General features: G+C 61.9%; 17 protein-coding genes. 15 read left to right on the top strand and 2 right to left on the bottom strand.

Features of this window, described 5'->3' with window-relative positions; all coding sequences use genetic code 11:
- The first annotated feature begins 187 nt into the window (after positions 1-187).
- From AC57B1_RS35270 to AC57B1_RS35285, 4 genes are read left to right on the top strand one after another with little or no spacing between them, the layout of a single operon-like run.
- Positions 188-1,213 (top strand): RluA family pseudouridine synthase, encoded by a 1,026-nt coding sequence (locus tag AC57B1_RS35270; protein WP_408185420.1) that lies wholly within the window; start codon positions 188-190, stop codon positions 1,211-1,213.
- Entirely contained in the window at positions 1,206-1,865 is a 660-nt protein-coding gene (locus AC57B1_RS35275) for an HAD-IA family hydrolase (RefSeq protein WP_091792551.1), read from the top strand. The genes AC57B1_RS35270 and AC57B1_RS35275 overlap by 8 nt, the downstream gene beginning before the upstream one ends.
- Positions 1,862-2,263, top strand: a complete 402-nt coding sequence (locus tag AC57B1_RS35280) for a Rieske (2Fe-2S) protein (protein ID WP_496420012.1) — start codon at positions 1,862-1,864, stop codon at positions 2,261-2,263. Before AC57B1_RS35275 ends, AC57B1_RS35280 begins: the two co-directional genes overlap by 4 nt.
- Before the next feature lie 33 nt (positions 2,264-2,296).
- Complete coding sequence (locus tag AC57B1_RS35285; protein ID WP_408353731.1) at positions 2,297-3,301, top strand: S49 family peptidase; 1,005 nt, start codon at positions 2,297-2,299, stop codon at positions 3,299-3,301.
- A gap of 83 nt (positions 3,302-3,384) precedes the next feature.
- Here the strand turns inward: AC57B1_RS35285 and AC57B1_RS35290 are convergent, their stop codons facing one another.
- Both AC57B1_RS35290 and AC57B1_RS35295 read right to left on the bottom strand, forming a co-directional pair.
- Positions 3,385-4,104 (bottom strand): SAM-dependent methyltransferase, encoded by a 720-nt coding sequence (locus AC57B1_RS35290; RefSeq protein WP_496420013.1) that lies wholly within the window; start codon positions 4,102-4,104, stop codon positions 3,385-3,387.
- On the bottom strand, positions 4,101-4,718 hold the full coding sequence (locus tag AC57B1_RS35295) for a Maf-like protein (RefSeq protein ID WP_496420014.1): 618 nt from the start codon (positions 4,716-4,718) through the stop codon (positions 4,101-4,103). Before AC57B1_RS35295 ends, AC57B1_RS35290 begins: the two co-directional genes overlap by 4 nt.
- 284 nt (positions 4,719-5,002) lie before the next feature.
- Here AC57B1_RS35295 and AC57B1_RS35300 point away from each other — a divergent pair, with 284 nt between their 5' ends.
- The 11 genes from AC57B1_RS35300 to AC57B1_RS35350 all read left to right on the top strand — a co-directional run bounded on the left by AC57B1_RS35300 (position 5,003) and on the right by AC57B1_RS35350 (position 13,889).
- Complete coding sequence (locus AC57B1_RS35300) at positions 5,003-5,647, top strand: DUF177 domain-containing protein (protein WP_408353727.1); 645 nt, start codon at positions 5,003-5,005, stop codon at positions 5,645-5,647.
- Positions 5,648-5,748: 101 nt separating this feature from the next.
- Positions 5,749-5,928, top strand: a complete 180-nt coding sequence (gene rpmF, locus AC57B1_RS35305) for a 50S ribosomal protein L32 (RefSeq protein WP_006051932.1) — start codon at positions 5,749-5,751, stop codon at positions 5,926-5,928.
- A 184-nt stretch (positions 5,929-6,112) separates the two neighbouring features.
- Positions 6,113-7,219, top strand: coding sequence for a phosphate acyltransferase PlsX (gene plsX, locus AC57B1_RS35310; RefSeq protein ID WP_408353725.1), 1,107 nt, complete (start codon positions 6,113-6,115; stop codon positions 7,217-7,219).
- Positions 7,219-8,208 (top strand): beta-ketoacyl-ACP synthase III, encoded by a 990-nt coding sequence (locus tag AC57B1_RS35315; protein ID WP_408185415.1) that lies wholly within the window; start codon positions 7,219-7,221, stop codon positions 8,206-8,208. Before plsX ends, AC57B1_RS35315 begins: the two co-directional genes overlap by 1 nt.
- A gap of 111 nt (positions 8,209-8,319) precedes the next feature.
- Complete coding sequence (gene fabD / locus AC57B1_RS35320) at positions 8,320-9,255, top strand: ACP S-malonyltransferase (protein WP_496420015.1); 936 nt, start codon at positions 8,320-8,322, stop codon at positions 9,253-9,255.
- Between the two features lie 105 nt (positions 9,256-9,360).
- On the top strand, positions 9,361-10,110 hold the full coding sequence (gene fabG / locus AC57B1_RS35325) for a 3-oxoacyl-ACP reductase FabG (RefSeq protein ID WP_091792561.1): 750 nt from the start codon (positions 9,361-9,363) through the stop codon (positions 10,108-10,110).
- 151 nt (positions 10,111-10,261) lie between these two features.
- Entirely contained in the window at positions 10,262-10,501 is a 240-nt protein-coding gene (acpP, locus tag AC57B1_RS35330) for an acyl carrier protein (protein WP_004197638.1), read from the top strand.
- Between the two features lie 232 nt (positions 10,502-10,733).
- Positions 10,734-11,972 carry a beta-ketoacyl-ACP synthase II gene (fabF, locus tag AC57B1_RS35335; protein WP_074285870.1) on the top strand — a complete coding sequence of 413 codons (1,239 nt, stop codon included), beginning with the start codon at positions 10,734-10,736 and terminating at the stop codon, positions 11,970-11,972.
- Between the two features lie 41 nt (positions 11,973-12,013).
- The gene (locus AC57B1_RS35340; protein WP_496420016.1) at positions 12,014-12,472 is read left to right on the top strand and encodes a hypothetical protein; all 459 of its coding nucleotides are present in this window, start codon (positions 12,014-12,016) and stop codon (positions 12,470-12,472) included.
- 101 nt (positions 12,473-12,573) lie between these two features.
- Positions 12,574-13,173: an RNA polymerase sigma factor RpoE gene (rpoE, locus tag AC57B1_RS35345; protein WP_006051939.1), complete on the top strand. Its 600-nt coding sequence runs from the start codon at positions 12,574-12,576 to the stop codon at positions 13,171-13,173.
- Between the two features lie 83 nt (positions 13,174-13,256).
- Entirely contained in the window at positions 13,257-13,889 is a 633-nt protein-coding gene (locus AC57B1_RS35350) for a sigma-E factor negative regulatory protein (RefSeq protein ID WP_496420017.1), read from the top strand.
- Position 13,890 lies beyond the last annotated feature (1 nt).

Here is a 13,890-nt window from a genome sequence, read left to right on the forward strand (position 1 = left end):
CGCCTATGGGCGCCGTCCCTGCCGGGTACTGACTTCGTGCGTGCAACTTGTTGCATCTCATTTTCAGGGTGAGCAACCAGACCCCGGCGCAAGTAAAATAACGGTTTATCGCTTGCGCCTGCGCAATCCGCCCGAATTCCGAACACTGCGCCGGCCGCCGCAGACTGCTGGGCAAATTATATTCAGAATGAAAGAGTTAGGCAAAATATCCCAGAAATCGGTCGCAAGCGACCAGGTCTCGATGATCGAGATCGACGACAGTGCGGCCGGACAGCGCATCGACAACTTCCTGTTACGCGTATGTAAAGGCGTGCCGAAAAGCCATATTTACCGCATCCTGCGCAGTGGTGAGGTCCGCGTCAATAAGGGCCGGATAGACGCGCAGTACCGGCTCGAATTAGGCGATCTGGTGCGTGTGCCGCCCATTCGCGTCGCCCAACCGAGCGAAACCGCCGCCCAGGCGCCGGTACCCGCCGCGCATTTCAAGATCATTTTCGAAGACGAGCATCTGCTCGTCATCGACAAACCGGCCGGCGTGGCCGTGCACGGTGGCAGCGGGGTAGCGTTCGGCGTGATCGAGCAGATGCGCGAGGCGCGTCCGCAGGCGAAATTCCTCGAATTGGTACATCGGCTGGATCGCGAGACTTCCGGCATCCTGATGCTCGCCAAGAAGCGCTCGGCGCTCGTCAATCTGCACGAGCAGATTCGCGAGAACAAGATGGATAAGCGCTACTATGCTTGCGTTCACGGCGACTGGGCAAGCGATTGGGGCCGCCGCCGCGCGGTCAAGGAGCCGCTGCACAAGTATTTGACCGCGGACGGCGAGCGCCGCGTGCGCGTGCAGCCCGACGGCCTCGCGTCGCACACGGTTTTCAACCTGATCGACCGCTGGCCGGAGTACGCGCTGCTCGAGGCGGAACTGAAGACCGGGCGTACGCATCAGATCCGTGTCCACTTGCAGCATCTGGAACTGCCGATCGTCGGCGACGCCAAATATGGCGACTTCGCGCTGAATAAGGCACTGGCGCGCGCCAATGCGAAGCCGGGTCTGAAGCGCATGTTCCTGCACGCCTACCGGTTGAAACTCACGCATCCGGCAACCGGCGCGCCGCTGCAGTTCGAGGCGCCGTTGCCGGCCGAGTGCCGCAGCTTCATCGCGCAGCTCAACGAATTACGAAATGGGTCAAACCCGGAGACGACACCGCATGGCTAGAGAGCAATTTGATCTGATCGTCTTCGACTGGGACGGGACGCTGATGGATTCGACCGCCCACATCACGCGCAGCATCCAGTCGGCTTGCCGCGATCTCGGCTTGCCGGTTCCCGCCGACGAGGCGGCGAGCTACGTCATCGGCCTCGGTTTGCGTGATGCGCTACAAATTGCCGCGCCCACGCTGGACCCATCGGACTATCCGCGGCTGGCCGAGCGTTATCGCTTCCACTATCTGGTAAAGGATCAGACCACCGAGCTATTCGCCGGTGTGCGCGAAATGCTGCAGGAATTGCGCGACCTGGGCTATCTATTGGCCGTGGCCACGGGCAAAAGCCGCGTCGGGCTGAATCGCGCGCTTGACCAGTCGCGCCTCACGAGCCTGTTCGACGGCACCCGCTGCGCCGACGAGACTTTCTCGAAGCCGCACCCGGCCATGTTGCACGAATTGACGCGTGAACTAGGGCAGGACAATGCCCGCACGGTAATGGTCGGCGATACGACGCACGATCTGCAAATGGCGATCAACGCGGGTGTCGCGGGCATCGGTGTCACATATGGGGCGCATCCTGCGGGCTCGTTGAGTGCGTTATCGCCGAAGTTCGTGGCGTCGAGCGTCAGTGTGCTGTCGGGCTGGCTGCGAGAAAACGCATGAGCGAGCAGACACCGGACGCGGCGCACGCGGTTCGCATTTGCGCGTCGGCGGAATTGGTCGACGGCGGCGCGGGCGTGCGCCGCGGAGCGAAGCTCGGCGGAGGCGACGTCGTCGTATTTTTTGTTCGCTATGATGGCCGCGCTTACGGCTACCTGAACCGCTGCGCCCATGTGCCGATGGAGCTGGACTGGGCCGAGGGCCAGTTCTTCGAATCGTCCGGTTTATACTTGATGTGCGCTACACACGGTGCGATTTACGCGCCGGATACAGGCAAATGCGTCGGTGGTCCGTGCCGCGGCGGCAGATTGCGGCCCGTTCAGGTGGACGAACGCGATACGCCGGAAGGCCGCGCGGTTTTCTGGCTGCCTGACGGCGAACTGCGTCCGGACACCCCCTGATTTTTCTCTTCTTCGACCTTTCCACTGCACCGAATGTCCGACAATTTGACTCCCGAGCCGAAGGAACCGTCCCTGACAGGCCGCCCCCGCACGCCTGCCGATGAGCCCGGTTGGGAACGCGCGGCGCTCGAGCGCATTGCTCTTGCCGCGATCAATGAGCAGCGCGCGGCGCGGCGCTGGAAAATCTTTTTCCGCTTCGTTTTCCTAGTCGTCCTGCTGCTGGCAATATGGGCCGCCATCGACTTGTCCGGTGATAAGGTGGCTGCCACCGGCCGTCATACGGCTTTGATATCGCTTGACGGTGAAATCTCCGCCGATACGAACGCGAACGCGGAAGATGTCAACACCGCGCTGCAAAGTGCGTTCGACGATGCGGGCACCGCCGGCGTGATCCTGCGCTGCAATAGTCCGGGCGGCAGTCCGGTGCAGGCGGGCATTATCTACAACGAAATTCGTCGTTTGCGGGCCAAATATCCGTCAATTCCGCTCTACGTCGTCGTAGGCGATATGTGTGCGTCGGGCGGTTATTATGCGGCCGCGGCGGCCGACAAGATCTATGTGGACAAGGCGAGCATCGTCGGCTCGATCGGCGTGCTGATGGACAGCTTCGGCTTTACCGGCCTGATGGATAAGCTGGGAATTCAGCGGCGTTTGCACACATCGGGTGAGAACAAGGGGTTTTTTGACCCGTTCTCGCCAGAAACGCCGAAGATGGACGAACATGCGCAAGACATGCTCGATCAGATTCACGCGCAATTTATCGACGCCGTTCGCCAGGGCCGCGGCAAGCGCCTGCATGAAACGCCGGATATGTTCTCAGGGCTTTTCTGGACCGGTCAAAAGAGCGTTGAGCTCGGTCTCGCCGATGGTTTCGGCGACGCGGATTATGTAGCGCGCGACCTCTTCAAGGCGCCGGATATTGTCGACTACACGGTGAAAGAGAGCATTACGGACCGTGTTGCGCGTAAATTCGGCGCGGCTGTGGGCAGCGGTGCGGTTCACGCCATGGCGCTCGGCGGGAAGCTGAATCTGCGTTGATGCGTTGATGTGAAAAGCCCCGCGCGATCGTCAAAACATCGATCGCGCGGGGCTTTTTTATATCTACCCCGGGTTGGTCCGGATCAAACGGCCAGGATCAGAAAAATGGCCGGCCGCTTGTGCAGATCGATTGCAGGCTGTTTCTTCCAGTCGGCTACGGTGCGGCTGGCAATGGTTTCGGTTTCCAGCGTCAGGTCGGCCGCCACGCAGACGAGCGTGGAAGGCGCACACGTCGCCAGTAACGTATCCAGCAGCGCGCGGTTCCGGTAGGGCGTCTCGATGAAGATCTGCGTCTGCTTGCCTTTGCGTGATTGCTGTTCGAGGTCTCGCAGGCGTTTGGCTCGCTCCGTGGCGTCGACCGGCAGGTAGCCGTGAAACGCAAAGCTCTGGCCGTTGAGCCCGGAAGCCATCAAGGCTAACAGAATCGAACTGGGGCCAACGAACGGCACCACCTTCACTCCTCGTTCATGCGCGCGGCGCACCAGCAGGGCGCCGGGGTCGGCGACCGCCGGACAGCCCGCTTCGGAGACGAGACCGGCGTCGGTGCCGGCGAGAAGCGGCGCAAGTAGCTTATCGATCTCCCCGGCCGGCGTGTTGACGTTCAGTTCGCGGATCTCGATTTCCTGGATCGGCCGTTCCGTGCCGACCTTTTTCAGGAACGCGCGCGTGGTTTTCGCGTTTTCGCCGATGTAATAGTGGAGCGAAGCCGCGCGGGCGCGTACCGGCGCCGGCAGAACGGCGTCGAGCGCCTCGGCGTCGCCTTCGCCGAGCGTGTTCGGAATCAGATAGAGTGTGCCGGTCATTGCGCCCCCAGAAGCGGAAAGCCCACTGCGAGCAGCATGCGCGACAGTGCGATCAACGGCAGGCCGACGAGCGCGGTGGGGTCGTCGGAATGGATGGCTTCGAGCAACGCGATGCCGAGTCCTTCGGATTTGGCGCTGCCTGCAACGTCGTACGGCGTTTCGGCCAGCAGATAGGCCTCCAGCGTGGCGTCCGGCAGATCGCGGAATTGCACGCGGGTAATCACGTCGGCGGCTTGCACTGTCCCCGAGCGACTGTCGAACAGGCACAGTGCACTATGGAATTGCACTTCGCGGCCGCGCATTGCCTGCAGTTGCGCCAGCGCATTGGCGTGGGTGCCCGGTTTGCCGATTTGCAGGCCATCATAAGTCGCGACCTGATCGGAGCCGATTACGAGCGCGGCCTCACCGGCGCTGAGTCCACCGGCAACCGCGCGAGCTTTGGCTTGCGCGAGCCGCAGAGCGGTCACTTCGGGCGTCTCGCCGGCGAGCGGCGTCTCGTCGATCGCGGGTACGACGACATCGAACGGCACACGCAGGCGTTCGAGCAGCTCGCGGCGATAAGGCGAACTCGACGCCAGGATCAGGCGTGGCGGGCGATTGAGGGAATCTGGCATGGGCAATCAACGGCTAGAGAGACGGAACGTACGGGGTCGCGGAAAGCTTGCGCGTGTACGGGCTTAAGTGTTTGACTCGAAAAGACAAAACGGATATGATTTTGGGCTTTTCATCGGTATGCTTGCGCTAGGCGGGCCTCGGTGTGTGTCAGGCGTGCAAGCGGACTTGCAGGTGTGGCGTACAACTCGTGGGTCTTTCAGGTTGTCTCGCAAACCGTTTGAACCCCGCGGTTGTACCTCGCGGTTTATACCCCGGCGAAACCCTTGCCGAAGCAGGAGCGCACATGACTCAACATCCTGGCAACCCTGCAGGTCTGTCCGACCCGCATAATCTCGATCTGTTCGAATTTGCGCGGAGTGCGCGTCAGGCCGCGGGTGTCGTGCGCGTCTCGCAACTGCCGCGCATGTTAAACGAAGTCCCGGCAGAAGCGCCAGACCGCGATACGGCGTTCACCTGGCAAGCCGAAGGGGCGACGCAGCCGGAATTGCAGGACGATGGCACCGAGGGTCCCCAGCCTTATTTGAGGTTGGCGATTCACGGCGCCGCATGGCTCGAATGTCAGCGGTGCATGACACCGTACTTGCAGGCATTCAACGTCGATGCAACTTACCGGATCGTCAACACTGAGGCGGAAGCCGAAGAGTTTCCGCTCGACGAGGATGAAGTCGAAGTGATCGTGGGCTCGAACCATTTCGATCTCATCGACTTGATCGAAGAAGAGTTGCTGCTTTCCTTGCCGCTCGTGCCCAAGCATGAGGTCTGTCCCGAAGTGCACGAGAGTCTCGTCTCTGGTGTGGCCGGTACTGAAGGCGAGGGCGACGAGGGCGCACTGGACGAGGCTGATGAGGGCGGTGAGCCCGAGCGGCCGAATCCGTTTGCGGCGCTCCAGAGTCTCAAGCGCGGTGAGCCGGGCGACAAGAAGCACTGAACAGTTGCATTGGAGCGCGACGCGGGCGCATTGGCCACTCGGCCAGTGGCGGACACCGAGTCGGGCTGTGTTAGAATCCGGAAAATTTTTAGGAGTTAGTCATGGCAGTTCAGCAAAACAAGAAGTCGCCGTCGAAGCGCGGCATGCACCGTTCGCACGATTTCCTGACGGCAGCGCCGCTGGCCGTGGAACCGAGCACGGGCGAAGTGCATCTGCGTCACCACGTTAGCCCGAACGGCTACTATCGTGGCAAGAAAGTTGTCAAGACGAAGAACGATTAATCGTTTCGCTGCCTGTTTCTCTGCGTGTCGCCCCTTGGCGTTTCGCGTGGCGATCGGCTCGCTTGACATTTTCCCGGCTCGGCAAAAAAGCGGCATTCAATTGCCGCTTTTTTGTGTCGATCGCAGCTGGCAATTTAGCGCCTACCGCGGTCCCATGCAGGGCGCCTGAAATTCGTCGCACTCCATGACAGTAAAGCTCACGATAGATTGCATGGGAGGCGACCACGGCCCGTCCGTGACCGTTCCCGCTGCCGTCAACTTCGTTCGTTCGCATCCCGATGCGCAGTTGCTGCTCGTCGGCATTGAAAGTGCGATTCGTGCGCAGCTGAAGAAGTTGAAGGCTCAGGACCTGCCGGCGCTGACCGTTGTACCCGCTTCCGAGATCGTCGCCATGGACGATCCGGTCGAAGTCGCGCTGCGCAAGAAAAAAGATTCCTCCATGCGCGTGGCGCTGAACCGCGTCAAGGAAGGCGAGGCGCAAGCCTGCATTTCCGCCGGCAACACCGGTGCGCTGATGGCGGTCTCGCGCTATGTGCTGAAAACGCTATCGGGCATCGAACGCCCGGCTATCGCGTCGGCACTGCCCAATCCCAATGGTTACACGATGATGCTCGACCTGGGCGCCAACGTCGACTGTGAACCTCAGCACCTGCTGCAGTTCGCGGAGATGGGGCACGCGCTCGTGTCGGCGCTCGAGGGTAAGGAGCGGCCCACCATCGGTCTGCTCAATATCGGCGAAGAAGTCATCAAGGGCAACGACACCATCAAACGTGCCGGCGAATTGCTGCGCGCGAGTACACTTAACTTTCACGGTAACGTTGAAGGCAACGATATCTTCAAAGGCACGGTCGACGTAATCGTCTGCGACGGTTTTGTCGGCAATGTCGCGCTGAAGACGTCGGAGGGCCTCGCGCAGATGCTGTCCAACATCATCAAGGAAGAGTTTGGCCGTTCGTGGCTCACCAAGGTGATGGCGGTGCTCGCATTGCCGGTATTGATGCGCTTCAAGAAACGCGTCGATCATCGGCAATACAATGGTGCCGCACTGCTCGGCCTGCGCGGGCTGGTGATCAAAAGCCACGGTTCGGCGGATGCCTACGGGTTTGAGTGGGCTATCAAACGCGGGTATGATGCCGTCAAAAACGGCGTGCTGGAGCGCCTCGCGCGAGCGATGGAAGAGAACGCGGGTTCTCTTGAACAGGCGGCGCGCGACGCGAGCGGTGCGGGCCACGCAAGCCCGATCGCAGGCCAGCCAGCCGAGCCCTACGCTGCGCAATCCTCGAAGGCATAATGGCTCAATCGACAATTTATTCCCGCGTGCTGGGCACCGGCAGCTACCTGCCGCCCAACCGCGTCACCAATCAGGATCTGGCCGAACGTCTCGCCAAGCAGGGCGTCGAGACGAGCGACGAGTGGATCGTCGCCCGCACGGGCATCCATGCTCGCCACTTCGCGGAACCTGATGTCACGACCAGCGATCTGGCGTTCATCGCTTCGCAACGCGCGATCGAAGCGGCAGATATCGACCCGCAGTCCATCGATCTGATCATCGTCGCCACGTCCACGCCGGACTTCGTGTTTCCGAGCACGGCGTGCCTGTTGCAGAACAAGCTCGGCATCAAGAACCACGGCGCGGCCTTCGACGTGCAGGCCGTCTGTTCCGGTTTTGCCTATGCGGTGGCGACAGCGGACAGCTTCATTCGCAGCGGTCAGCATCGTACGGCGCTCGTGATCGGCGCGGAAACTTTCTCGCGCATTCTCGACTTCAAAGACCGCACCACCTGCGTGCTGTTCGGCGACGGCGCGGGCGCGGTGATCCTGCAGGCATCCGAAGAACCGGGCGTGCTCGCTAGCGCGCTCCACGCGGACGGCAGCCATTCGAACATTCTCTGCACGCCAGGCAACGTGAACGGCGGTGTAGTGGCCGGCAGCGCGTTTCTGCATATGGACGGACAGGCCGTGTTCAAGCTTGCCGTCAATGTGCTCGAAAAGGTCGCGGTCGAAGCGCTCGAGAAGGCCAATCTGTCGGCTGAGCAGGTCGACTGGCTGATCCCGCATCAGGCGAATATCCGCATCATGCAAAGCACCTGCCGCAAGCTCGGCTTGCCGCAGGAACGCATGGTCGTCACAGTGGGCGAGCACGGCAATACGTCGGCTGCGTCCATTCCGCTCGCATTCGACGTCGCCGTGCGCGACGGCCGCATCAAGCGCGGCCAGAACGTGCTGATCGAAGGCGTCGGCGGCGGCTTCACGTGGGGCGCCTCGGTTATCCGCTACTGATAGCGGCGACGCTATGGCGAGCGCGCTTCACGGCGCTCGGCTACGCTTGAGCGCGCTCGCCGTCAATCGGGCGCGCCACCCACATCTGACAACATCGATTTTGGGGACGATATGAAATTTGCGTTCGTTTTTCCTGGGCAAGGATCGCAGTCGGTCGGCATGCTCAACGCGTTCGCCGATCACGCAGTCGTGCGTGAGACGGTTCAGGAAGCCTCCGACGCGCTCAATCAGGACCTCGGCAAGCTGATCGCCGAAGGCCCGGCCGAAGATCTGAACCTCACCACCAACACCCAGCCTGTCATGCTGACCGCCTCCTACGCCATGTATCGCGCGTGGTTGCAGGCTGGCGGCCCAAAGCCGGCGATCGTCGCGGGTCACAGCCTGGGCGAATACACCGCGCTGGTCGCGGCGGGCGCGCTCGCGTTTCGCGATGCCGTGCCGCTCGTGCGTTTTCGCGCGCAAGCCATGCAAACGGCGGTGCCGGTCGGTGAAGGCGGTATGGCCGCGATCCTCGGCCTCGACGACGACACGGTGCGCGCGGTGTGCGCTGAAGCGTCGGTTGCGGGCGTCGTCGAGGCAGTCAATTTCAATGCGCCGGCGCAGGTCGTGATCGCGGGCCACAAGGCCGCGGTCGAAAAGGCCTGCGAAGTCGCGAAGGCTAAGGGCGCCAAGCGCGCGTTGCCGCTGCCGGTCTCGGCGCCGTTTCACTCGTCGCTGCTCAAGCCCGCGTCGGATCAATTGCGCGAGTATCTCGCGAGTGTCGACGTGCAGGTGCCGGCCATTCCGGTCATCAACAACGTCGACGTTGCCGTGGTCAACGAACCGGCCGGGATCAAGGACGCGTTGGTGCGCCAGGCTGCCGGAGCGGTGCGCTGGGTGGAAAGCGTTCAGGCCATATCCGCTCAGGGCGTCACGCACGTGATCGAATGCGGTCCGGGCAAGGTCCTTGCGGGTTTGACCAAGCGTATCGACGGCAATCTGGTCGGCGCTTCGATCTTCGATCCGGCTTCGCTCGAAGAGACGCTCAAACTCGTGACGGCTGGCTGAGGACCGCGCCGCGCGTGCCAGGCGCTGACAGCACGCGCTGCGCGAGAGCATCAGATCATCGCATCAAGAATCAATCAGCCCTCCGAAGGGCATCCGGACTGACAGATGGAAAAGACTCTCGACAAGCAGATCGCAATCGTGACCGGCGCTTCGCGCGGTATTGGCCGGGCGATCGCCATGGAACTGGCGCGCCAGGGCGCGACGGTAATCGGCACGGCGACCAGCGAAAGCGGCGCAGCCGCAATCAGCGAAGCGTTTAACGCCGCCGGCGTGAACGGCCGCGGCGCGGTGCTCAACGTGAACGACGCGGCCGCGGCGGAAGCGCTGATCGACGGCACGGTGAAGGAATTCGGCGCGCTGCACGTACTGGTGAATAACGCCGGCATCACGCAGGACCAACTCGCCATGCGCATGAAGGACGACGATTGGGACGCGGTGATCGACACCAACCTCAAGTCGGTGTTCCGGCTGTCGCGCGCGGTGCTGCGTCCCATGATGAAGGCGAAGGGCGGCCGCATCATCAACATCACGTCGGTGGTCGGCTCAGCCGGCAACCCCGGGCAAGTCAACTACGCCGCCGCGAAAGCGGGCGTGGCGGGCATGACGCGTGCGCTCGCACGCGAGATCGGCAGCCGCGGCATCACGGTGAATTGTGTCGCGCCAGGCTTCATCGATACCGACATGACCAAGACGTTGCCGGAAGAGCAGCAAACGGCGCTGAAGACGCAGATTCCGCTGGGCCGTCTCGGCAGCCCGGAAGATATTGCGCACGCCGTGGCGTTTCTGGCGTCGCCACACGCGGGCTATATCACCGGCACGACATTGCATGTAAACGGTGGGATGTACATGTCGTAACCAAATTCGGTTACTATCCGCGCCTTGATGCGTTTGTAAATGCGTAAGGCGCATGCCTTGACAGCCACCCGATGCGCCGCTTTTTTGCCGGGTCAAACCTGATAAAATGCGCGCACCTGTATTTTTGAACTTCTTTTCCCTTGGAGGGGTAATGGACAATATCGAACAGCGCGTCAAGAAGATCGTCGCAGAACAACTGGGCGTTGCAGAAGCTGAGATCAAGAACGAAGCTTCGTTCGTGAACGACCTCGGCGCCGACTCGCTCGACACCGTTGAACTCGTGATGGCCCTCGAAGACGAGTTCGGCATGGAAATTCCGGATGAAGAAGCCGAGAAGATCACCACCGTTCAGCAAGCGATCGACTACGCTCGCGCGAACGTCAAGGCCTAAGGTCATTCGCGCCCGCGTTTCTGCGTTGGCGGCGTATGACGCCCTGCCGTGTCGGTTGCCGACGCCAGCAGGGTTGGCGCTTTTTGCCACGCGTTTTGCCAAGCAGGAGCGAGCGATGTTGACTGCGCAATTTTTCGCGCGATTGCCGAGTTAAACAGCCACAGGGCATACAGGGCAAGTTCCTGTGGTCGCTGTGGCTTTTGCTTTTGTCATCTATGAAAAAGGGGTTACCGTGAGCCGCCGTCGTGTTGTTGTTACAGGCCTGGGGCTGATTTCGCCTGTTGGCAATAATGTTGCCGACGGCTGGGCCAATCTGGTCGCCGGCAAGTCGGGTATTGCCAATATCACGAAGTTCGATGCGTCGAACTTTTCGACTCGTTTTGCCGGCGAGGTGAAGGGCTTCAATATCGAGGACTACATCCCCGGTAAGGAAGCGCGCCACATGGATACGTTCATCCATTACGGCGTGGCTGCAGGCATCCAGGCGATGCAGGACAGCGGCCTCGAAGTCACCGACGAGAATTCGGAGCGTATCGGTGTAGTGGTCGGTTCGGGCATCGGCGGCTTGCCGATGATCGAAGTGACGCAAACCGAACTGCTCAATCGCGGCCCACGCCGTATTTCGCCGTTCTTCGTGCCGGCGTCGATCATCAACATGATTTCCGGCCACCTGTCGATCAAATTCGGCATCAAGGGACCGAATCTGGCTATCGTCACGGCCTGTACCACGGGCCTGCACTGTATCGGCGAGGCTTCGCGCCTGATCGAATACGGTGACGCCGACGTGATGATCGCCGGCGGCGCGGAATCGACTGTATCGCCGCTCGGTGTCGGCGGCTTTGCGGCGGCGCGTGCGCTGTCGCAACGCAATGACGATCCGGCAACGGCGAGCCGTCCGTGGGACAAGGACCGTGACGGGTTCGTGCTGGGCGAGGGTGCCGGCGTCATGGTGCTCGAAGAATACGAGCACGCGAAGGCACGCGGCGCGAAGATTTACGCCGAAGTCAGCGGCTATGGGATGAGCGGCGACGCTTATCACATGACTGCGCCGCTGGAAGACGGCGACGGCGCTCGCCGCTGCATGCTGGCCGCGATGAAGAACGCGGGTGTCAATGCCGACCAGGTGAATTACCTGAACGCGCACGGCACGTCCACCCCGCTCGGCGATCTGGCCGAAACCACCGGTATCAAGCGCGCTTTCGGCGATCACGCCAAAGACATGGTCGTGAACTCGACCAAGTCGATGACGGGGCACCTGCTGGGTGGCGCCGGCGGTCTGGAGTCGGTGTTTACCGTGCTGGCCGTGCATCATCAGGTGTCGCCGCCGACCATCAACATCTTCAACCAGGATCCGGCCTGCGATCTGGATTACTGCGCTAATACCGCGCGGGAAATGAAGATCGACGTCGCGCTGAAGAACTCGTTTGGGTTCGGCGGCACGAACGGCACGCTGGTCTTCAAGCGCGCCTGATCGCCTGATAGTTGGTGATACGCCAGTCGACGGCGCCGGTTGTGCCGGCGCTTTCCCCTGAACCGGCAACGCCCGACGGAGCGCCGCAGCGGATTGCGCTGCGGCGCTCCGTTGCCATATGGGCTGCGCTGGCGGTGTTCATTCTGGCGGCGACGTCTGCCGTCTTCGCTTGCCTCGCGTCGCATCTGGGCGCCGGGCAGGCGGTTCCGTTGACGCTCGCGGTATGGGCGTGGCTCACGCTTTGCGCGCTCCGTTATGGGCGCGCGCAGCCCGTCGCGCTGAAAATCGGGGCGGACGGCTTGTCCGTTTGGGGCCGAACAGGCGCACTGCTGGCGCACGGACGTATTGCCGGCTGTTCGCAGTGGAGTGGTCGCCTGCTGATTCTGGCAGTCATGCCGGATGAAGGCGGCCCGCGCACGCTCCTGCTTGCCGCCGACACTCTCCCGGCACCCGTCTTCCGCGAACTGACCGTGCTGGGCCGGCGTGGCGCCGGCGCCTGACTGTAACGACTGTAACCGCTGTTACCGGCGTAACGTACCCAGTTGATGGGGACGCTACAATGGTGCCCCGCCATGCGCCCTATAGTTAACGGATTTATCAGGTGAGCGAAAAAGAAATTGATCAGGTGCTGGTCGAGCGCGTCCAGAAGGGCGACAAGGCCGCGTTCGAGCTTCTGGTCTCCAAATACCACCGCAAGATTCTCCGGCTGATCTCGCGCCTCGTGCGGGACCCCGCCGAGGTGGAAGACGTCGCCCAGGACGCCTTTATCAAGGCGTATCGGGCGCTGCCGCAATTTCGCGGGGAATCGGCTTTTTATACGTGGTTGTACCGGATTGCCGTCAACACGGCAAAGAACTACCTTGCGACCCAAGGGCGGCGCGCGCCGACCTCGACCGAAGCAGATGCTGAAGAAGCTGAAACTTTCTCGGACGCGGACCAACTAAGGGATATCAACACGCCTGAGTCGATGTTGATGAGCAAGCAGATCGCTGAGACGGTCAATGCTGCGATGGCGGTTTTACCGGAAGAGTTGCGCACCGCCATTACTCTTCGTGAAATTGAAGGTTTGAGCTATGAGGAAATCGCTGAGATGATGGGGTGCCCAATCGGCACGGTCAGATCGCGAATATTCCGCGCTCGCGAAGCCATTGCGGCAAAATTGCGTCCGTTACTTGACACACCTGAAGGCAAGCGCTGGTAAACCACCAGCCGGCCGGGCGGGGCGCGGGTGCAATATCTGGATTAGTGGTGTCACTACGAGGTATTTGTAAGATGGGGAGCATCATGGGGTCGGTCTCGATGCAATCGCAAGCCAGCTCGCGCGGCGAGCGCATGTCCGCTTTTGTCGACGGTGAGCTGGTCGGCGAAGAGCATCTGAATCTGGACGCGTTTCTGTCCGGGCTAGACGGCCAGGATCGTGCCGCCTGGTCGAGCTATCACCTGATCGGCGACGCTTTGCGTTCTGACGATCTGGCGGTGAGTCCGGCCACGAGCAGCGCGTTCCTGAGCGGTTTTGCCGCGCGCTTCGACAACGAGCCGCACGTGCTGGCGCCCGCCGCCATGCCGGTTGCGCGTCGTTTGCTGGCGCTGCGCCGCCGTGTCGTGCCGGCCTTTGCCGTCGCAGCCGCTGCCGCTACGCTCACGTGGATCGTCGTGCCGCAACTGCAAGGCGTGCCGGGCGGTCCGGGCACGGCGCAACTCGCGTCGGTCCAGTCGCATGGCGATACGCTGCAACGCGTGGCCATGGCTTCGGTGCCGGCGGCTACCGGCCAGCCGATCGCACAAGACGCGAATATCATTCGTGACGCCAGTCTCGACCAGTATCTGGAAGCTCACCAGCAATTCGCGCAACAGCCGGTCATGCCGGGCTCGATGCCGCTGATTCGCGCTGCCGCCGTTTCTACGCAAGGCCAATAGT

The organism is Paraburkholderia sp. BGA-UO-ETr-F21 (assembly GCF_059567925.1).

Bases quoted from the DNA above. Each gene is read 5' to 3' on its own strand.
- AC57B1_RS35300 (WP_408353727.1), top strand. From the start codon at position 5,003: ATGACTCAACATCCTGGCAACCCTGCAGGTCTGTCCGACCCGCATAAT.
- acpP (WP_004197638.1), top strand. From the start codon at position 10,262: ATGGACAATATCGAACAGCGCGTCAAGAAGATCGTCGCAGAACAACTG.
- AC57B1_RS35350 (WP_496420017.1), top strand. From the start codon at position 13,257: ATGGGGTCGGTCTCGATGCAATCGCAAGCCAGCTCGCGCGGCGAGCGC.
- AC57B1_RS35275 (WP_091792551.1), top strand. From the start codon at position 1,206: ATGGCTAGAGAGCAATTTGATCTGATCGTCTTCGACTGGGACGGGACG.
- fabG (WP_091792561.1), top strand. From the start codon at position 9,361: ATGGAAAAGACTCTCGACAAGCAGATCGCAATCGTGACCGGCGCTTCG.
- AC57B1_RS35295 (WP_496420014.1), bottom strand. From the start codon at position 4,718: ATGCCAGATTCCCTCAATCGCCCGCCACGCCTGATCCTGGCGTCGAGT.
- AC57B1_RS35280 (WP_496420012.1), top strand. From the start codon at position 1,862: ATGAGCGAGCAGACACCGGACGCGGCGCACGCGGTTCGCATTTGCGCG.
- AC57B1_RS35315 (WP_408185415.1), top strand. From the start codon at position 7,219: ATGGCTCAATCGACAATTTATTCCCGCGTGCTGGGCACCGGCAGCTAC.
- fabD (WP_496420015.1), top strand. From the start codon at position 8,320: ATGAAATTTGCGTTCGTTTTTCCTGGGCAAGGATCGCAGTCGGTCGGC.
- rpmF (WP_006051932.1), top strand. From the start codon at position 5,749: ATGGCAGTTCAGCAAAACAAGAAGTCGCCGTCGAAGCGCGGCATGCAC.
- AC57B1_RS35285 (WP_408353731.1), top strand. From the start codon at position 2,297: ATGTCCGACAATTTGACTCCCGAGCCGAAGGAACCGTCCCTGACAGGC.
- AC57B1_RS35290 (WP_496420013.1), bottom strand. From the start codon at position 4,104: ATGACCGGCACACTCTATCTGATTCCGAACACGCTCGGCGAAGGCGAC.
- AC57B1_RS35270 (WP_408185420.1), top strand. From the start codon at position 188: ATGAAAGAGTTAGGCAAAATATCCCAGAAATCGGTCGCAAGCGACCAG.
- plsX (WP_408353725.1), top strand. From the start codon at position 6,113: ATGACAGTAAAGCTCACGATAGATTGCATGGGAGGCGACCACGGCCCG.